This window comes from Gordonia sp. 852002-50816_SCH5313054-c, assembly GCF_001665925.1.
GTDB lineage: Bacteria > Actinomycetota > Actinomycetes > Mycobacteriales > Mycobacteriaceae > Gordonia > Gordonia jacobaea.
Genome location: NZ_LZTE01000058.1, coordinates 119,899 through 139,791, shown reverse-complemented (window position 1 = coordinate 139,791; position 19,893 = coordinate 119,899). Strand labels below are relative to the sequence as shown.

16 protein-coding genes are annotated in these 19,893 nt (G+C 66.7%); 14 read left to right on the top strand and 2 right to left on the bottom strand.

Going from position 1 to position 19,893, the window contains the following annotated elements; all coding sequences use genetic code 11:
* Positions 1 to 171 precede the first annotated feature (171 nt).
* The 11 genes from A5788_RS14485 (at position 172) to A5788_RS14435 (ending at position 14,974) form a co-directional block, all read left to right on the top strand.
* Positions 172 to 957: an electron transfer flavoprotein subunit beta/FixA family protein gene (locus tag A5788_RS14485; protein WP_049698424.1), complete on the top strand. Its 786-nt coding sequence runs from the start codon at positions 172 to 174 to the stop codon at positions 955 to 957.
* An 83-nt stretch (positions 958 to 1,040) separates the two neighbouring features.
* A complete protein-coding gene (locus tag A5788_RS14480; protein WP_049698423.1) occupies positions 1,041 to 1,994 on the top strand; it encodes an electron transfer flavoprotein subunit alpha/FixB family protein in 954 nt (317 codons plus the stop codon).
* Positions 1,995 to 2,218: 224 nt separating this feature from the next.
* Positions 2,219 to 3,121 (top strand): GNAT family N-acetyltransferase, encoded by a 903-nt coding sequence (locus A5788_RS14475; protein ID WP_064870412.1) that lies wholly within the window; start codon positions 2,219 to 2,221, stop codon positions 3,119 to 3,121.
* A 7-nt stretch (positions 3,122 to 3,128) separates the two neighbouring features.
* Positions 3,129 to 4,067: a lysophospholipid acyltransferase family protein gene (locus A5788_RS14470; RefSeq protein ID WP_064870411.1), complete on the top strand. Its 939-nt coding sequence runs from the start codon at positions 3,129 to 3,131 to the stop codon at positions 4,065 to 4,067.
* Between the two features lie 126 nt (positions 4,068 to 4,193).
* Complete coding sequence (locus A5788_RS14465) at positions 4,194 to 4,703, top strand: DUF4334 domain-containing protein (RefSeq protein WP_064870268.1); 510 nt, start codon at positions 4,194 to 4,196, stop codon at positions 4,701 to 4,703.
* Between the two features lie 267 nt (positions 4,704 to 4,970).
* Entirely contained in the window at positions 4,971 to 6,419 is a 1,449-nt protein-coding gene (locus tag A5788_RS14460; protein WP_269449579.1) for an MFS transporter, read from the top strand.
* A gap of 8 nt (positions 6,420 to 6,427) precedes the next feature.
* Positions 6,428 to 9,976 carry a BTAD domain-containing putative transcriptional regulator gene (locus A5788_RS14455; RefSeq protein ID WP_064870265.1) on the top strand — a complete coding sequence of 1,183 codons (3,549 nt, stop codon included), beginning with the start codon at positions 6,428 to 6,430 and terminating at the stop codon, positions 9,974 to 9,976.
* A 146-nt stretch (positions 9,977 to 10,122) separates the two neighbouring features.
* A complete protein-coding gene (locus A5788_RS14450) occupies positions 10,123 to 11,499 on the top strand; it encodes an FAD-binding oxidoreductase (protein WP_064870263.1) in 1,377 nt (458 codons plus the stop codon).
* A 75-nt stretch (positions 11,500 to 11,574) separates the two neighbouring features.
* A complete protein-coding gene (locus A5788_RS14445; protein ID WP_064870261.1) occupies positions 11,575 to 12,783 on the top strand; it encodes a cysteine desulfurase family protein in 1,209 nt (402 codons plus the stop codon).
* Entirely contained in the window at positions 12,783 to 13,928 is a 1,146-nt protein-coding gene (gene mnmA, locus A5788_RS14440) for a tRNA 2-thiouridine(34) synthase MnmA (protein WP_064870259.1), read from the top strand. The genes A5788_RS14445 and mnmA overlap by 1 nt, the downstream gene beginning before the upstream one ends.
* 11 nt (positions 13,929 to 13,939) lie before the next feature.
* On the top strand, positions 13,940 to 14,974 hold the full coding sequence (locus A5788_RS14435) for a vitamin-B12 independent methionine synthase (protein ID WP_064870257.1): 1,035 nt from the start codon (positions 13,940 to 13,942) through the stop codon (positions 14,972 to 14,974).
* 156 nt (positions 14,975 to 15,130) lie between these two features.
* Here the strand turns inward: A5788_RS14435 and A5788_RS14430 are convergent, their stop codons facing one another.
* Complete coding sequence (locus A5788_RS14430) at positions 15,131 to 15,514, bottom strand: MmcQ/YjbR family DNA-binding protein (RefSeq protein ID WP_049698414.1); 384 nt, start codon at positions 15,512 to 15,514, stop codon at positions 15,131 to 15,133.
* 66 nt (positions 15,515 to 15,580) lie between these two features.
* Between A5788_RS14430 and ligA the strand changes: the two genes are divergently transcribed.
* A complete protein-coding gene (gene ligA, locus A5788_RS14425) occupies positions 15,581 to 17,701 on the top strand; it encodes an NAD-dependent DNA ligase LigA (protein ID WP_064870256.1) in 2,121 nt (706 codons plus the stop codon).
* On the opposite strand, the gene A5788_RS14420 is transcribed toward ligA, so the two are convergent.
* Positions 17,631 to 18,581, bottom strand: a complete 951-nt coding sequence (locus tag A5788_RS14420; RefSeq protein WP_064870253.1) for a LysR family transcriptional regulator — start codon at positions 18,579 to 18,581, stop codon at positions 17,631 to 17,633. The genes ligA and A5788_RS14420 overlap by 71 nt on opposite strands.
* Before the next feature lie 75 nt (positions 18,582 to 18,656).
* Between A5788_RS14420 and A5788_RS14415 the strand changes: the two genes are divergently transcribed.
* Together A5788_RS14415 and A5788_RS14410 are read left to right on the top strand one after the other, a co-directional pair.
* Positions 18,657 to 19,436 (top strand): SDR family oxidoreductase, encoded by a 780-nt coding sequence (locus tag A5788_RS14415; RefSeq protein WP_049698411.1) that lies wholly within the window; start codon positions 18,657 to 18,659, stop codon positions 19,434 to 19,436.
* A 100-nt stretch (positions 19,437 to 19,536) separates the two neighbouring features.
* Entirely contained in the window at positions 19,537 to 19,860 is a 324-nt protein-coding gene (locus A5788_RS14410) for a nuclear transport factor 2 family protein (RefSeq protein ID WP_049698620.1), read from the top strand.
* The last annotated feature ends 33 nt before the right edge of the window (positions 19,861 to 19,893 follow it).

The following is a 19,893-nucleotide window of genomic DNA, read 5'->3' as shown; positions in this document are numbered from 1 at the left end:
CGCAGTCTCTTCGCCTGGCCGCACTCGTCGCATCCCGCCCGTTCGAACGCCGCCATAGTGTGAGGTAGGCGATGTTCTAAGGCAAAATAGGAGACGCTAAAGTGGGTGGAGACCGATGGCCTTACCCGCCGGTAAGTTGCCGAACCCGACGCAGGAGGTCGACGTAGACCCATGACAAACATTGTCGTTCTGATCAAGCAGGTTCCGGACACCTGGTCCGAGCGAAAGCTCTCCGAGACCGACTACACGCTCGATCGCGAGGCCGCTGACGCCGTGCTCGACGAGATCAACGAGCGCGCAGTCGAGGAAGCGCTGCAGATCAAGGAGGCCAACGGAGGCGAGGTCACCATCCTCACCGCAGGTCCCGAGCGCGCCACCGAAGCCATCCGCAAGGCACTGTCGATGGGTGCCGACAAGGCCATCCACATCAAGGACGATGCGCTGCACGGTTCGGACGCGGTTCAGACCGCGTACGTGCTCGCCCGCGCACTCGGCACCGTCGAGGGTGTCGAGCTGGTCATCGCAGGTAACGAGGCCACCGACGGTCGCGTCGGTGCGATCCCCGCGATGATCGCCGAGTACCTCGAACTGCCGCATCTCACGCATCTGCGCAAGCTGACCGTCGAGGGCGAGTCCCTCAAGGGTGAGCGCGAGACCGACGACGGCATCTACCACGTCGAGGCCGAGCTTCCCGCGATCGTCAGCGTCAACGAGAAGATCAACGAGCCGCGCTTCCCGTCCTTCAAGGGCATCATGGCCGCCAAGAAGAAGGAAGTTCAGGTCGTCGGCCTCGCCGAGATCGACGTCGAGCCTTCCGATGTGGGCCTCGAGAATGCGGGCACGACCGTCACCAGCTCGACCCCGAAGCCTCCGAAGACCGCGGGTGAGCGTGTCACCGACGAGGGCGACGGCGGCGTGAAGGTTGCCGAGTACCTGGTCGGCCAGAAGATCATCTAGGCGCCGAACGCACCGAGACCACCTCACCGGCCCGCGCAGTCGACAGACTCGCCGCAGGCCACCAGACATCCAGGAGCAAAACAATGGCAGAAGTACTCGTTCTGGTCGAACAGGACGCCGAGGGCGCCCTCAAGAAGGTGACCAACGAACTGATCACCGCCGCTCGTGCACTCGGTACGCCGTCGGCCGTCGTGGTCGGCGCACCCGGTGGCGCCGACGGCATCATCGACGACCTCAAGGCCGCCGGTGCCGAGAAGATCTACGTCGCCGAGTCCGACGACGCGGCCAACTACCTGATCAGCCCCAAGGTCGACGTCCTGTCGTCGGTCGCTGAGCAGGCATCGCCCGCGGGCATCCTCGTCGCGGCCAACGCCGACGGCAAGGAGATCGCAGGCCGTCTTGCCGTGCGTCTCGGTTCGGGCGTGCTCGCCGACGTCGTCGACGTCAAGGAAGGCGCTGTCGGCGTCCACTCGATCTTCGGTGGCGCGTTCACCGTCGACGCTCAGGCCAAGGGCGACACCCCGATCTTCTCCGTGCGCCCCGGTGGCGTCGAGGCCGCACCGCAGGCTGCTGCGGGCGAGCGCGTCGACGTCGAGGTACCGGCGCAGGAGGGTGGCGTGAAGATCACCAAGGTCGAGCCGAACGTCGGTGGCGACCGTCCGGAGCTCACCGAGGCGTCGATCGTCGTCTCCGGTGGTCGTGGCGTCGGAAGCGCCGAGAAGTTCTCCGTCGTCGAGGAACTCGCCGACTCGCTCGGTGCCGCTGTCGGCGCCTCGCGTGCCGCGGTCGACTCGGGCTACTACCCGGGCCAGTTCCAGGTCGGTCAGACCGGCAAGACCGTGTCGCCGCAGCTTTACGTCGCCCTGGGCATCTCGGGCGCCATCCAGCACCGCGCAGGCATGCAGACCTCGAAGACGATCGTCGCCGTCAACAAGGATGAGGAAGCACCGATCTTCGAGATCTCTGACTTCGGCATCGTCGGCGACCTCTTCAACGTCGCACCGCAGCTGACCGAAGAGGTCAAGAAGCGCAAGTGATCTCGACAAGCTCGATCAGCGGGCCCGCTGGTTGAGCCTGTCGAAACCACTCAGCGGGCTTGCTGGCTGAGCCTGTCGAAACCACTCTCGGCGATCTCGACAAGCTCGATCAGCGGTTAATCGCTCGATCAGCGGGCTTGCTGGTTGAGCCCCCACCGCTGGTTGAGCCTGTCGAAACCACCCACAGCGATCCCCGGCCCACCTGGGTCGGGGATCGCTGCTTTCTGTTCACCGAGCGCGCCCCGACACGTCACGCGCACGTAGCAGGCCGGTCGTTGCGACTGGCTTTCATCTGGGGCATGACAGACGTACTGGACACCCGCGGTGTTGCACACAGCCGCACCCTGGTCGACGCCGGGCGCCTGCGGATCGTCCTCACCGAGTCCCCGGAGCTGATCGACGCCGTCCAACGGCTCCGCTACGACGTCTTCGCCGCAGAGCCGGGCTTCTCCGATCAGATCGGCGACCCGACAACCCGCCGCGACGCCGACCACGTCGACGACTTCGCCGAGCACCTCGTCGCCATCGACGACGTGTACGGCGTCCTTGGCTGCGCTCGACTGCTCGCACCGCCGCGAGCCATCGCCGCGGGCGGCTGGTACTCGGCAACCGAGTTCGACCTGACCGAGATCAACGAGATCGGCGGGTCGGTCGTCGAGATGGGCCGCGCATGCGTGGCGCCGGGCCATCGCCACGGCGCGATCACCGCGCTGCTCTGGGCCGCGGTGTTGCGATACCTCGACGATGCGGACTACCGCTACCTGATGGGCTGCGTCTCTGTCCCGCTCGGTGGTCCCGGTGAGGAACTGCGGGGTTCGACGCTGCGCGGCGTCCGTGACCACGTGCTCGCGCGTCACCGGGCGCCGTGGCGAACCTTCCCGCTGCACACCCCACTGATCGACGGCCGCACCCTCGGCGAGATCGAGCCACCGTCGACGCTCACCCTCCCGCCGCTGCTGCGTGCCTACCTGCGCCTCGGCGCGACGGTGTGCGGCGACCCGGCGGTCGACGAGATCTTCGACGTCGGCGACTTCGTCACGATCATCGACCGCGAACACGCCAACACCCGCTACCTCGACAGACTTCGTGCGACAGGCGCGCGACTCGCAGTATCTCCCCGAGAGTGAGGTTCGTATGACGGCCGCAGCGATCATCAGCCCTCCGACGTCCGCCGGACAACTGTCAACGCAGACAGTGGCGCCCACAGTGCATCCTGCTCCCGCCCACGACTCCACGTCACCTGCGACGATCAGGACCGAGAGCCACCGTCACGCGTGGTACCCGGCCAGCCCGTGCGGTGACCTCTGCCACGCCGACAATCCGTTCGCCCCGGCGAATGTGTTCGTCGTCGCGATTCGGGTCGCGCTGCTCGCGGCATCGACGGCAGTCGTCCTGCTGGTGGGATCGCTCATGGTGTTCCTGCCACGACTCCTGCGTCGTGCATACATCCGCACGAGTGCGCGAACCCTGCTGTGGTCGGTGGGGGTTCGAGTGGTGATCGACGATCGTCGACCGTTCTCCGCGAGCACCCGTGGGCTCGTGGTCTCCAATCACATCTCATATCTCGACATCCTCGCCGTCGCCGTCGTCAACCCGGCTCGGTTCGTCGCCAAATGCGACGTGATGTCGATGCCCGTCGTGTCGACGCTCGCACGGCGGCTCGGAATCATCTCGATCGACCGCGGCTCACTGCGTACCCTGCCCGCAACCGTCGATCGGGCGGTGGCAGAACTGCAGGCCGACAACTCGGTGGCGGTCTTCCCGGAGGGCACCACGTGGTGCGGACGTGCCCGCGGTGACTTCCGACCCGCGTTCTTCCAGGCGGCGATCGACGCCGGAGTGCCTGTCATTCCGCTGCACGTCGAGTTCGAGGTCTCCGGAATGGTCACGGCCGCACCAGGTTTCATCGGCGACGATTCGCCCGCCGACACGCTGCGGCGCGTGCTGCGCACCCGCGGTCTCGCGGTGCGCGTCCAGGTGCACGAGTCCCAACTTCCCGGTTCGGATCGTCGTGAACTCGCCGAACGCTGCGCCGAACTCGTCGGAGGGGTTCCCGCGCACGCTCATCCGTGAGTAGGCGACGGGCGCGAACGGCGGCACTCGCGCCGGTGACTGCGGACACACCCGATCGCTCGATCCGATACGGTGAGAAAAAGCCGCGCCGTGTGTATCGGTGCGCCCAGCCATCGGGGAGATTTCGTGACCGTGAGTCCGCAGACACCTACCGAGAACGCTGTCGACGCACGCCGCGAGGCCGCACGGGCGCGGTTCGTCGAGCTGCGTTCGGCTCGCAGCACCATCGCCGACGCCGACCTCGACGCGGTCTGGGCCGACCTGGAGACACTCAGACCGGCAGACATGCTCGGGAGTTGGCGCGGTGGTGAGTTCGCCACCGGGCATGCGATGAACGGGCTACTGACCAAGATCGGTTGGCACGGCAAGAACTTCATCTCGCTCAGTGAGGTGCAACCGCTGGTATGTCGCAACGAATCGGGTGAGCTGTATTCCAACACCCGCGTCGGTAAGGGTGAAGCGTCGCTGTGGACCATCGAGTTCCGCGGCGAGGCCACTGCGTCGATGGTCTACGACGGCCAGCCGGTGATCGACCACTTCAAGCGCGTCGACGACACCACGGTGATGGGCATCATGAACGGCACCGGCGGCCTCATCGGCGGCCGCCATTTCTACTTCTACCTCGAACGTGACTGAGTTCTGAGCGTCGACGCTCCAACCACACCTGCGCCGTGACCACCCGCGTCAAGAAGTCGACAAGGGATCGCCAAGCGCGTCATCGCACTCTGTCGTCGTCCCTGAAGGATCGACACAAAGGCAGAAGTCATGGCGCAGACGAAACGCAGTCACAGGCCACACATTCGTACAGCACACGCTCACGCAACCGGCTCCAGCCGGCCGCCCGACAGCCCCGCCGACGTTGCAAAGCCGAGGTGGACGCCGGTCCAGCGCGTGACGCTCGCCGTGGTGTGTGTGGCAACCGCGATGCTCATGCTCGACATCGCGGTGGTCAACACAGCGCTCCCCGCGATGGCACGCGAGTTCGACGCGGGGATGACCTCGCTCAAATGGGTGATCGATGGATACACGCTGGCGTTGGCGACGATCGTTCTCAGCGCAGGTGCATGGGCCGACCGCATCGGCCGACGCCGCGTCTTCGTCGTCGGCGCCGTGGTGTTCACCATCGGGTCCGCGGTCTGTGCGGCTGCGGGTGACATCGGCACCTTGAATGCCGCTCGTGTCGGCCAGGGGCTCGGCGCCGCGCTGCTGTTCGCCTCGTCACTTGCGTTGCTGGCGAACGCATTTCCCGGGAAAGAGGAACGGACCAAGGCATTGGCGGCCTATGGGGCGACCATCGGAGCGTCGTTCGCTGTGGGGCCACTGCTCGGCGGCGTCCTCACCGACTGGATCGACTGGCGCGCGATCTTCGTCGTCAACATTCCGCTGGGGATTGCAATGGTCTACGCGACCCGCTGGATCGACGAGTCCGCGAGTAGTTGTCCGCGACGGGGCGACGTCTGGGGTCAGCTCAGCGTTGTTCTCGCGCTGGGTGCGCTGACCTATGGACTCGTCGAAGCCAACGCGCGCGGTTGGGCGGATGCGGTCACCCTGAGCGCATTCGGCATCGCCGGGATCGCGCTCGTTGCGTTCATCGTCGTCGAATCCGTTGTCGCGCAACCTATGCTGCCGCTGCGTATGTTCACCAACCCTGCCTTTACGGGAGCTCAGGTCGCGACGTTCGCGATCAGTGCGTCGATGTTCGCCGTGTTCGTGTACGTGACCATCTACCTGCAGGGGGTGCTCGGGATGTCGGCGATCGCCGCGGGCCTCGTGTACCTGCCGGGGACGATGGTCATGCTCGTCGTCGCGGGTCTCACCGATCGCGTCGTCGGACGCGTCGCGCCCTGGGTGCTGCTCTCGACGGCCCTGGTCGCGGTCGCCGCCGGACTGGTCTGGATGACGCGTGCCGGCGAGCACAGCAGTGGCTGGATCATGGTGCCCGGCTTCCTCGTGGCCTGCGTCGGTGCGGGTGTGTTCAATCCCGTGATGAGCGGGGTCGTGTTGGCCGAGGCAGCGCACGACGACTCGGGTCTTGCCGCCGGTGTCAACGATGTCTTCCGTCAGTCGGGAATCGCGCTCGGCGTGGCAGCACTGGGTGCGGTATTTCCTGCGGTGTCGGTTTTGAACGGCGGACAGCCCGCCGCCTACGTCGACGCGCTCGGCAACGCGTTGTGGATCAGTGCCGCGATCGCGGCACTCGGTGCGGTCGTGGTGATCGTGGCAATGCGGTCGGCACGTGCGAGTGTCGATGCTGTCGGGTCGGTCGATCCGGCTCAGACAGCCAACATCGTTGCGATGCCGGTCGTACACTCGAAATCGCCGTTTTTCCGACATTCCGGTCCACAGGTGTGAGGGGAGAGATGCGGGAGTATCTGATCCTCGGTCCCCTCGAGGTGCGTCGCGCGGGCGAGACAGTCGACCTGGGATCGCCCAAGCAGCGAATCGTCCTGGGCGCGTTGATCCTTGCGCGCGGCGCGGTGGTGTCGGTTGATCGGCTGATCGATTCGGTATGGGGCACGCATCCGCCACCCGCCGCAACGACGAGCCTGCAGGCCTACATCTCCAATCTGCGGCGCGCGCTGCGGGGCGAGTCCGGTGGGCCGTCGCCCATCGAGAGGGTCAGTCCCGGATATCGACTGACCATCGCCGACGACTCCGTCGACCTTGTCGAGTACCTCGCGCTCGCGCGCAGGATTCGCGAAGAGGTCGACGGCGCTCGTTGGCATGACGCACTGCAACTCTGCGAACAGGCACGCCGACTATGGCGTGGACCCCTGTTGGCAGATATGGCCGACGAGAAGTGGGTTGGCGCCGATTCCGTCGCGGCGTCCGAAACTCGACTTTCCGTCACGGAGGCGTACATCACGACGCTGCTCGCACACGGCGACACCGGTCAGGCGCTCACCGAGACAGCGGCGTTGCGCGCGCTCGACCCGCTCCGCGATCGTGCTGCCTGGTTGCACATGATGGCGCTCTACCGTGCGGGCCGAGGCGCCGATGCGCTCGCGGCCTACACAGAGCATGTTCGACGACTCGACGACGAACTGGGCCTCGACCCCGGAAACGAACTGCGCGATCTGCAGGGCGCCATTCTGCGCCACGACGCCGAAATCGCCGCATGGCCGCGCGCGCCCCGCTGGTCGGGGGCCGGCACGGTGGCCTCGCCGATCACCGGGATCGATGCCGACAACTCTGATGTCGGAAATCCTGCTGCGCCAGGGGTCGACGCACGCGACGCATACGCCGGGGCTGCGGACGTCACTGCCGCCGTCGAAGGAGTGGCGGCCGAGCCGGAAGGCGCCCTTGTCGGACGTGATGCGCAGAGGCGCACGCTGGCAACGCTTTTCGTCGACGACCGGGGTCCGATCACGCGATGGCTCGTGCTGTGGGGTGCGGCAGGGATCGGGAAGACCAGGCTCGCCGAAGAGGCAGCTCGAATGGCGTCGGCCAACGGCGACGTCGTCGTGTGGGTGAGATGTCCTGATTCCCAAGGCATTCCGGCGTGGTGGCCGATGCGTCAACTGTGCCGCGGGCTGAACGCCGACGCCGACTCGGTGTTGTCGGTTCCACCCGGCGTCGACGCCGACGCCGCACGGTTTGCTGTGTACGAACGTGTACAGGCTCTCCTCGAGTCACGCGCTGCATCGCGACCGGTCACCGTCATCGTCGACGACGCGCAGTGGGCGGACCCGATGTCGATAGACCTGCTGGTCTACCTGACCACGGCGTTGCAGCGGGTGGCGGTGCGGGTGATCGTCACGGTGCGAGACGAGGAGGGCGGGCCTGCGATCGCTCGCCTGCGTTCGGCGATGGTGCGGGCAGGGGGTCGGGTCGTCGATGTTCCCGCGTTGGCACGACACGAGGTCACGGCATTGGTACGAGAGATATCCGACGTCGAGCTCTCGCAGGGCGAGCTCGACGAGCTCGTCGACCGCACCGGCGGTAACCCGCTCTTCGTCACAGAGTATGCGCGGCTGCCGGATTCGCAACGCCGAGAAGTCGTTCCGGCTGCCGTCCGTTCGGTACTCGATCGACGCCTCGCCTCGCTCGACCCCGCGACACGTGAGGTCGTCGGCTATGCCGCGGTCATCGGCGGCGGCGACATCGACGTCCCTCTTCTCGCTCAGGTGATGGACCGTGATGTCGACGAGGTCGCCGACTGCATCGACGACGCCGTCGACGAGCGGATAGTGGTGACCGACGCTGGACACGGGCGTGCCGTGTTCGGGCACGCGTTGTTGCGCGAAGAAGCGATGGCGGGCATCAAAACGTTGCGGCGCTGCAGAATTCACCTGCGGACAGCCGAAGTGCTTGCGCCGTCGACGGATTCGGCTTCGTTGGCGCGGCGGGCCGGTCATCTCCTGCGAGCCCTGCCGTTGGCCGAGGTCGCCGACGTGATCGAGGCGTGTCGTCGAGTCGCGGCCGACGCGACGTCACGATGGGATTCGATCAACGCCGCGTACTGGCTCGATGCCGCTCTACGCACATATGAGGCGTCCGATCAGGCAGTGGCCGACGTCGCAATGCGTGATGCCCTGCTCGTCGACCTGCTCGACGCCCATTTGCGTGCCGGAAACGTCGCGACGGTGCTCGAGATGGTGGGCGAACGGCTGACGGACGCGATGCGTTCGGGCAGTCCGCAGACGGCTGGACGTCTTGCCTCCACGTTGATCAGGTCCGGCGGGGGATGGCCGTGGGTTGCGCCGGGAACCGAGACCGGCCCGCTCCAGGACATCTTGACGACCGTCGGTGAGTTCACCGACGGCGACGCCGCGAGCAGCGCACGGGTATTGGGCGCGTTGGCCGTTGGCACCTGCTACAACCGCGACGCCGCGATTCCTGCGACGCTTCTCGCCCGTGCGGAGGTGCTCGCGCGCCGGCTCGGTGATTCCGACGTGCTCGCCGACGTCATGGTCGCGCGCCTGCTCACGTACTCCGGTGTCGCCGATCGGGCACAGGAGGCGGTCGCACTCGGTGTCGCCATTCGCGAACTTCCGCATGCGTCATCGGCGCTCGATGAGGTGATCGTCGATTCCGTGCTGTCGATGGCGACGATGACACTCGGCGACCTTGACGCCGCCGAACGGCACCTACGGCGCGGGATCGTCGGCAGCGAACGAATGCGCCTACCGATACTGCGTGCACAACTGCGGTGGATGGAGGCGGCCATCGCGGTGTGGCATGGTGAATTCGACCGTGCGCGTACGCATTTCGAGACCGCTTACGCGGTCCACCAGCAGACGCAACTCTACGTCGCCGGTAGTGGTGCGCTCGCGATGATGGCGATGGCAACGCAGGAGGGGATGTTCGAGCAGATCGTCGACGACGTCCTGGGAATCGATGGAAGCGACCGCCTGGAGTGGGTGCGCTCCGTGGTGTCCGGTGCGCCGGGCAATTCCGTTGCGACGCTGCTGGCCTCGGGCGTCGCCACCGTCGCGGGCATCCACGGAGACGTCGACCTCGCGATCACGATGATCGACGCCTGGCTGGGGGAGCGGGAACCCATGATGTGGACGTCGCTCGCGCAGGCAGTCATCCTGGCCGGCGTCGTCGTCGAACTCGAATTGACCAATCGCGCAGAGCCCTTCATCGAGTACCTCGGTCGATTCACGCGGTGCATCGCCACCGTGGGGCAGGTCGGGTGCATCGGCCCGGTCGACCTCGCCCTCGCGGAGTTGTATTTCCTGATCGGCGACGACGATGCCGCTATCGAAGCGCTCGGGCGTGCGCGAGAATTGTCCGAGACCCAGGCCAGTACGCCAGGGGTCCTGCGGTGTCGGATGGCCGCGGCATCCCGCGCGCCCGCAGGAGCGCGGCGTGAGCGCGAGCTCGCCGATATCTCCGCGCTCGCTGCTGCTGCCGGCATGAGCGCACTCGCTTCGGCGGCGACCGCTGGGCGCATTGTCTGACCTGCACGAATTGGTGTGCGCTGAACGACGGACATCGGCTGGTGTGCACTCCAAGAAGACCGCAAGATCATCCCAAGGGTGTGCCGACATCGTGTGAGTGCGGCCGGATCAGCCGGTCGCCACGTGCACATTCGAGGAGCATCGCCATGACCCAGACACCGACCGGGATCGACCAAGCCGACATCGCGGGTTTGCGCGCCAGGATTCGCGGAAATGTCTTCCGTCCCACCGAGGAGGGCTACGCGACCGTGAGCTTCAACGCCTCGGTGTCGAGGCGCCCGTGGGCGGTCGTCGACGCGGCAGGCAGCGACGATGTTGCCGCGGCAGTCGCGTTCGCCGCGGCAAACGACATGACGGTTGCCGTCCACGGCACCGGTCACGGCGCGACGCCGATCGACGGACGGTCGTTGTTGGTCCGGACGGGCGCGCTCGACACGTGTGAGATCGACCCCGCAACGAGGACAGCACGAGTCGGTGCGGGCGTGCGCTGGCAGCGGGTCATCGAGGCGGCAGCGCAGTTCGGACTCGCTCCGCTGTGCGGATCGGCGCCGGGCGTTGGCGTAGCGGGATTTCTGTCCGGCGGCGGTATCGGGCCGCTCGTCCGGTCGGTCGGGGTGTCGTCGGATTATGTGCGCGCCATCGAGATGGTCACCGGTGACGGGCGCCTCCGGCGGGTCAGCGCCGATGCAGATCCCGATCTGTTCTGGGGTTGCCGCGGCGGGAAGGCCACGCTCGGCATCGTCACGGAGTTGGAGATCGAATTACTGCCGATCGCGGAATTCTACGGCGGCGCAGTCTATTTCGACGGAGCTGACGTGCCGTCGGTGCTCGCGGCATGGCAACGGTGGACACAGGATCTTCCCCGCGAGGCGTCGACGTCGATCGCGCTCCTGCGGCTGCCCGACATGCCGGGGGTTCCGCCGATGCTCGCGGGCAAGCTCACTGTCGCCGTGCGCTACGCCAGCGTCGCCGACGCCGACACCGCGGCGTCGACCTTCGCGCCGATGCGCGCGGTGGCGACCCCGATTCTCGACGCGGTGGGCACGATGCCCTACGCCGCCGTCGGCATGATCCATGCCGACCCCACCGACCCGAAGCCTGCGTACGAGAACGGCATGTTGCTGTCGGGGCTGCCCGACGACGCGGTGCGCACGCTGCTCGACCACGCGGGACCCGAGGTCGCTTCGCCGCTACTGCTGGTGGAACTGAGGCTGCTCGGAGGGGCGTTCGCCGAGCAACGCGGACCCGACAGTGCGGTCCGCCACCGCGACGCCGCGCTCAATCTGCACGTCGTCGGAGTCCTGGTGCCACCGATCGCCGACATCGTGCCCGGGCACGCCGACCGGCTGATCGACGCGATGTCGGAGTGGGGGACCGGCGGACGACTTCCCAACTTCACCGCCAGCACCGACCCGGAGCGCATCCGGTCCTGCTACGACGAGGAGACGGCCGCCTGGCTGGCGGCGCTCGCGCTCCAGCACGACCCCGGCGGGGTACTCCGTGTCGGCCAGGTCGTCCGCTGATCACCGGTCCGGTGCAACTCGGCTCCGCACGACGGAATTGGTCACGGGTGTTCGCGCGTTTATCCTGGAGTGCGTATGTCCACGTCATCCCGCGCCCCGGTCTACCTCGACAATGCCGCGACGACAGCTCTGCTGCCGGAGGCACTCGAGGCGATGACCGCCTGCTATCTCCAGCCGGGTAACGCGTCGTCGTTGCACGGTTCGGGTCGTCGTGCCCGGCGTCACCTGGAAGAAGCCCGCGAGACCGTCGCGTCGGCACTCGGTGCGCGGCCGTCAGAGGTGATCTTCACCAGCGGCGGCACCGAGGCCGACAACCTGGCGGTCAAGGGCATCTTTTGGGCTCGTAGGAGAGGCGACGCGCAGCGTCGTCGAATCATGGTCTCCGCGGTCGAGCACCACGCCGTGCTCGACGCCGCGCAGTGGTTGGCCGACAACGACGGCGCCGAACTCGTCGTGATCCCGGTCGACGCCGAGGGCGCGGTGTCTGTTGCGCACGTGCGTGCCGAGCTCGAGCAGCATGCGGCGCAGACGGCGCTGATCTCGGTGATGTGGGCCAACAACGAAGTCGGAACGATCCAGCCGGTGAGCGAGATCGCGGCGCTCGGCATCGAGTTCGGCGTCCCCGTGCATTCCGACGCCGTGCAGGCGGCCGGTCACGTCCCCGTCGACTTCGCGGGCAGCAAGCTCTCCGCCATGAGTATCGCCGGGCACAAGTTCGGCGGTCCGTACGGATGTGGCGCCCTGCTTCTCGGGCGCGACGTCGAGTGTGTTCCGTTGCAGCACGGTGGCGGACACGAGCGGGATCTGCGATCGGGCACCCAGGACGTGCCGGGGATCGTCGGCCTTGCTGCTGCACTGCGACGGTCGGTCGACACGCTCGACGAGACGCTGCCGCAGGTTTCAGCGATGCGTGATCGGCTGTTCGACGTGCTGTTGTCCATTGATGGAGCCAGCGCCAACGGGCCTCGCGACGATCGTCGGCTGCCCGGCAACGTGCACGTGTCTTTCGCGGGCTGCGAAGGCGATTCGCTGCTGATGCTCCTCGACGCCAACGGTGTCGAGTGTTCGACGGGTTCGGCATGTACGGCAGGCGTTGCCCAGGCCAGCCACGTGTTGCTGGCCATGGGGGTCAGCATGGCCGACGCGCGCGGGTCGCTGCGCTTCTCGCTCTCCCATTCCACGACCGACGCCGACATCGCGTCGGTCGCCGAGATCATCGGCGAGGTCGTCGACCGTGCCCGCGTCGCCGGACTGGTCTCGACTCCCGCAGGTAAGGGGAACTGATGCGCGTACTGGCAGCCATGAGCGGAGGAGTCGATTCGGCCGTCGCCGCGGCACGTGCCGTCGACGCGGGCCACGAGGTGGTCGGCGTGCATCTCGCTCTGTCGACAGCGCCGGGAGCGCTGCGCACCGGCTCCCGCGGATGTTGTTCGCGCGAAGACGCCGACGATGCGCGACGCGCCGCGGACGTTCTCGGCATCCCGTTCTACGTCTGGGATTTCGCGGAGAAGTTCAAGGACGACGTGATCGACGAGTTCGTCGAGGCCTACGCGGCCGGCCAAACACCCAACCCATGCCTGACCTGCAACGAGAAGATCAAGTTCTCCGCGCTCGCCGAAAAGGCGGTTGCGCTCGGTTTCGACGCACTGGCAACCGGTCACTACGCACGACTCGCCGACGGCGAGTTGCGTCGTGCCGTCGACGACGACAAAGACCAGTCCTATGTGCTGGCCGTCCTGACCCAGCAGCAGTTGTCGCGGGCGATGTTCCCGGTCGGCGACACCTCCAAGCCGCAGATCCGCGACGAGGCCGCCCGACGCGGTCTGTCCGTCGCGTCGAAGCCGGACTCACACGACATCTGCTTCATCCCGACCGGCGACACCAGAGCATTCCTCGGCGCACGAATCGGTGTGCGTCCCGGTGCTGTTATCGACGCCGACTCGGGTGAACGTCTCGCCGACCACGAGGGCGTCCACGGCTTCACCATCGGCCAGCGCAAGGGACTCGGTATCGAGGCACCCGCCGCGGACGGGCGTCCGCGCTACGTCACCGACATCGACCCCGAATCGGGCACAGTGACCGTCGGAGCCGCGGAGAACCTGCAGGTCTGGTCGATCAGCGCCACCAAGGCCGTGTGGACGTCCGGACAGGTGCCGAGCGGCCCGATCGAGTGCATCGTGCAGGTGCGTGCGCACGGCGGACTCGCGCAGGCGGTCGCGACACCGGTCACCGGCGACGACGGACGCCCCGGGATCGACATCGAGTTGCGTGAGCCGCTGACCGGCGTCGCGCGCGGCCAGGCGGCCGTGCTGTACCTGCCCGACGCCGAGCGAGGCGATCTCGTCGTCGGCTCGGGTCGTATCGCGGGCACCTCGCACGTGCGTCGCCACGACGAGGCCGTCGCGGGTGCGTCGTCGAGTGCGCACTGACCGGTGATGTGATGACGTCGCTGCCGACCGGTGTCGGTACGGGTGTCGGCTCCATGCCGGGCACCGATCCGACTGAGGCCGCGGCGATCGTGGGCGGCGAACTCGACTTCACCTACCTCGCGGAGTTGCCCGCACGCGGGATCGGAGCCGACATGGTCGGCCGGATGGGCACTTTGCTCGTCGACATGCCGATCGACGCGGGGCCGTGGGGCTACCGACTCGCGGCACGCCCCTCCGCCGTCACCCGCGCGGCGTCGGACTACCTGCGATTCGACCTCGACGCGCTCGAAGAGCTTTGGGACACAGCGGGATTCATCGGTACCGGGCGTCAGGTGAAGGTGGCGGTGTGTGGACCGTTCACCTTTTCCGCCTCGGTCGAGCTGCCCAACGGACACAAGGTGCTCCGCGACGTCGGTGCGTGGCACGACGTCGTCGAGTCGACGGCCGAGGGACTGCGCGAGCACGCCGCGGAGGTTGCCCGACGTCTGGGCGCGCAGGTGACCGTGCAGCTCGATGAGCCCCTGATCGGAGCAGTCCTCGACGGCACGGTGACTCCGCTGACCCGACTCGATCCGATCCGCGCGATCCCACTCCCCGAGGTAGTGGACGCGCTCGCGGGCATCGTCGAACAGGTGGGTAGACCGGCGATCGTGCACAACTGCGGGGCGCCACGCTGGGATCTGATCGGACGGTTGCGCGGCGTCGGACATTCGGTGGTCCTCGACGCCGCGATCTCCTCGGGGCCCGACGTACTCGACACCGAGACTCTCGACGGGATCGGTGAGCTGATCGAACGCGGCGATGTCCTCGTCGCGGGTGTGGTGTCGGCTCAGCGGGCCGACCGACGGGCCCGCGCCGAGACGGTCGCCAGCGGGTTGGCCGCGATCACCGATCGGATCGGACTGGATCGAAAAGTGTTGTCCGACAACGTGATCGCGACTCCGACGTGTGGCCTGGCCGGAGCCTCACCGGCCTGGGCACGCACGGCCCTTGGCATCTGCGCACGCGCAGGGGAACTGCTGTCGGAGGACCCGCAGGCGCTGTGACGGCTGCGTGGGTGCTGGCGGCGTTGGGACTGGTGAGGGGTCCGGCACTCACCTGAATGTGTGTCGTTTCGAAAGATGTGGGTGCTGCAGCACACACATGCTCGGATTCGACACACATTCAGCTCGGTGGGTCGGTCCGACAGCCGAGTCGACGCCTCAGAGCGGCGGCAGCTTGGCCAACGACTTCTTCGGCGCCACGTGGCGGTAGCTCGCATCGAGAAGCTCGGCGACCTCGTCCCAGTCGGTCTTTTTGTCGAGAAGCATTCCGAGCCAGCCGTATACGCCGACGTACGCGGGCAGGAAGATCCGCGGATCGTCGACGAGGGCGTCGCGTTCGGCGTCGTCGGGGATGAACAGCAACGACTGGTCGTGGCGTTCGCCGCCCTTGATGCTGCCGCCGTACGTGCCGAACATCTTCCCGCAGCGGAACGTCGGACGGCCGTGCGCGACCACCTCGGTGGTGTCGGGTAGCGCGAGTGCGATCGCACGCACCCGGCCGAGCAGCGGATCGGCGTCGTCGAACACGATGGGGTGCGGCATGAGTCGACGATAGGGCACCGTCCCCGACTGGGAGGGCGTGTCGGTGCCCTTCGATAGTCTTTGAGGGTGGCACAAGACGTCGGAACCACGGATCCCACGACGAGGGACCCCAGCGCAGACCTGCGTGAGCAGTGGTCGAAGCTCGCCGAAGAGATTCGCGACCACCAGTTCCGCTATTACGTCAAGGATGCGCCGATCATCTCCGACGGCGAGTTCGACCGTCTCCTGCGTGAGTTGCAAGAACTCGAAGACACGCATCCCGAGCTCGCAACGCCCGATTCTCCGACCAAGTTGGTCGGCGGCGGATTCTCCACGGCGTTCACCCCGGTCGATCACCTCGAGCGGATGCTGTCGCTCGACAACGTCTTCGACGGCGACGAGATGCGCACGTGGGTCTCGCGGGTCGAGGAGGAGGTCGGTGTCGGCACCGAGTACCTGTGCGAACTCAAGATCGACGGCGTCGCGCTCGCGCTGGTCTACATCGACGGTGTGCTCGACCACGCCGTCACCCGCGGCGACGGACGCACCGGTGAAGACGTCACCCTCAACGCCCGCACCATCGAAGACGTCCCGGCGCGGCTGACCGCGACCGACGAGTACCCGATACCGCACGTGCTCGAAGTCCGCGGTGAGGTGTTCTTCCGCGTCGAGGATTTCGAGGCTCTCAACGCATCACTCGTCGACGACGGCAAGGCCCCCTTCGCCAACCCGCGCAACTCGGCGGCGGGTTCGTTGCGGCAGAAGAACCCGCAGATCACTGCGAAGCGTCGGCTCAGGATGATCTGTCACGGACTCGGCCACACCGAGGGCTGGAAGCCCAAGTCTCTGCACGACGCCTACCTCGCGATCGGGGCGTGGGGACTACCGGTGTCGACGCACACAACCAAGGTGTCGGGAGCCGACGCGATCCTCGACCGCATCGCGTACTGGGGCGAGCACCGACACGACGTCGAGCACGAGATCGACGGCATCGTCGTCAAGGTCGACGACTTCGCCAAGCAGCGTCGGCTCGGCTCCACCTCCCGTGCACCTCGCTGGGCGATCGCGTACAAGTACCCACCCGAGGAGGCCACCACCAAGCTCCTCGACATCAAGGTCGGCGTCGGCCGGACTGGCCGCGTCACCCCGTTTGCCTTCATGGAACCGGTGTTGGTCGCAGGCTCGACGGTCTCGCGTGCCACGCTGCACAACGAGTCCGAGGTCCGCCGGAAGGGTGTGCTGATCGGCGACACGGTCACCATCCGCAAGGCAGGCGACGTGATCCCCGAGGTGCTCGGCCCCGTGGTGGAGTTGCGCGACGGTAGCGAGCGCGCGTTCGTGATGCCGGAGCGCTGCCCCGAATGCGGCTCCACTCTGCGGCCCGAGAAAGACAGCGACGCCGACATCCGTTGTCCCAACGCGAAATCCTGTCCCGCGCAGCTACGCGAGCGGCTGTTCCACCTCGCGGGCCGCGGCGCCTTCGACATCGAGGCGCTCGGGTACGAGGCAGCGACCGCACTGCTGAGCTCGGGGGTCATCGTCAACGAGGGCGACCTGTTCTCACTGACCGCCGACGACCTCGCCAAGGTCGACCTGTTCACCACCAAGGACGGCAAACTCTCGGCGAACGGCAAGCGTCTGCTCGTCAATCTGCAAGGCGCCAAGGATGTTCCGCTCTGGCGCGTGCTCGTCGCGCTGTCGATCCGCCACGTCGGACCCACCGCGGCGCGTTCTCTCGCAACCGAATTCGGCTCGCTGCAGGCGATCGAAGACGCGACGCCCGAGCAACTCGCCGACGTCGAGGGACTCGGCGGAACGCTCGCGCAGAGTATTCACGACTGGTTCGCCGTCGACTGGCATCGCGAAGTCGTCGAGAAGTGGCGTGCCGCAGGAGTTTCGATGGAAGACGAGCGCGATGAGTCCATCGTGCGCACGCTCGAGGGCAAGACCATCGTCGTCACCGGCTCGCTGCAGGACTTCTCCCGCGACGGCGCCAAGGAAGCCATCTTGGCGCGCGGCGGCAAGGCGTCGGGCTCGGTGTCGAAGAAAACCGACTACGTCGTCGTCGGCGATTCCCCGGGCAGCAAAGCTGCGAAGGCCGAACAACTCGGGGTGCCCGTGATCGACGAAGACGGTTTCAAGCACCTGCTGGAGACGGGGGAGGGGCCGGCGGCTGCCCTTCCGGAGTCCGACGCGGAGCCGAGTTGAGCAGTGAGGTCCTGAACTCCGAAACCGTGTGCGGCAGCCACAGCGCCTGCACCGGGGTCAGCGGCGGATCGTCGAAATCCTTGACGATGACTCGATTTTCGTGACTCGTGCCCACCGGATCGGTCACGAACGCGACAGCGTCGTCGTCGACGAGCACCGCCGTCGCGGGCGGCGCACCTTGGACGCGGCAGATGCGCAACGTCGGCTCCAAGCCGCTGCCGCGCAGGTGCGCGACCAGAAAGTCGGTGTAGAAGGAATGCCGTTCCGGTGCCCACACCACGATGGGTACATCTAGGAGCGCGCTGACCGAGACGGTGTCCGCGTCGGCCAAGCGGTGGTTTGCCGCCATCGCCAGCCGCAACGGGTGGTAGGTGACTATCGACGAGGTCAGTTGCGGTGGTGTCTCGACGCCTCGGCGCAACACCACATCGAGCTCGCCCGACAGCAGTTGGTCGGTGAATCGATCGGGAAATGTCTTGACCAGCGTCACCGATACAGCGGGATGCAGCCGTAGTGCGGGTTCGACGAGCGCGAAGACCTCGTCGCTCGACAATGCGGGCGAGTGTCCGATGGTGAATGCGTCGGGGACGCCCGCGGCTCGACGTCGGACCGATCGTGCGAGTTCGCGCGCGCCCGCGAGCAGTGGAAGCGCACCCTCGAGGAGATTCTCGCCTGCGGCGGTCAATACGAGACGTCGACCTGTCCGGTCGAACAACGTCACGCCGACCTCGCGCTCGAGTTGTCTCAGTGCCGTCGACAGCGCCTGCTGGGTGAGGAACATCTGTTCCGCCGCCGCAGCCAGAGTCCCGGCCTGTGCGACCGCGACGAACTGTTCGAGTCGCCGGGTGTCCAGCGCGGCAGCGTCGTCCAGCTCAGCCATAGCGCAAATCTTACTTGAGTAAGGTCCAGGAAGATCCGATTGAATTGGAGTTTTGGGATTCCTACCGTCGGAGGCATGACGCAGAATCAGAGCTCATCCGTTCTCACTCGCCCTCTCGACGGCAAGAGTGCCGTCGTGGCGGCAGGTGCGAAGAATCTCGGTGGACTCGTGTCGCGCGATCTCGCGGGACTCGGCGCCAACGTCGCCGTCCACTACAACAGCGATGCCAGCAGGCCGGAGGCGGAGAAGACCGCGGCCGCGGTCGAAGAACTGGGCGGCAAGGCGATCATCGTCCAGGGAGACCTCACCGCTCCTGCCGCGGTCGCCGCGCTCTTCGACGAGGCTGTCGGCGCATTCGGTGGCGTCGACATCGCGGTCAACACCGTTGGCAAAGTGCTGCGCAAGCCCATCGTCGAAACGACTGAGGCCGAATACGATTCGATGTTCGACATCAATGCGAAGGCTGCGTACTTCTTCCTGCAGGAAGCAGGAAAGCGGCTCAACGACGACGGTGCGATCATCACCATCGTCACCTCTCTGCTCGCGGCGTATACCGACGGCTACTCGACGTACGCCGGCGGTAAGGCGCCTGTCGAGCACTTCACCCGCGCGGCTTCCAAGGAGTTCGCCGATCGCGGCATCTCGGTCAACAACATCGGCCCCGGACCGATGGACACGCCGTTCTTCTATCCGCAAGAGACGCCGGAGCGTGTGGAATTCCACAAGTCACAGGCGATGGGAAACCGGCTCACCCGAATCGAAGACATCGCGCCGATCGTGACCTTCCTTGCGACAGAAGGGCATTGGATCACCGGACAAACGATCTTCGCGAACGGCGGGTACACCACGCGCTGACCCGGTCAGACTGGATTCTGGCCGTACTTCCTCACCTGGCACCGACGGATTGCTTGCGGATCCGGGTGCCTGCCCGACCCGGTTCATCAAGGGAGATGACATGACGACCTCGCTACCCGCGCCCGTCGCCGCGTCGATCGACGCGACGAATGCCGGTGATCTGCAGGCATTCCTCGACGCCTTCACGCCGGACGGTTCCGTCGACGATTGGGGGCGGGTCTTCACCGGACCCGACGCGATCACCGGCTGGAGCGACAACGAATTCATCGGTAAGAACGTCACGCTCGACGTCACGAAGGCTACGACGGCCGGTGCCGACACCGTCGTCATCGCGACTGTCGGCGGAGACGGATTCAACGGTCCGTCGACATTCACCTACACGGTCAACGGAGACAAGTTGTCGCGCATGACAATTCGCGAGTGACGCGTCGTCGCTACGGTGGCGGCATCCCCGCCT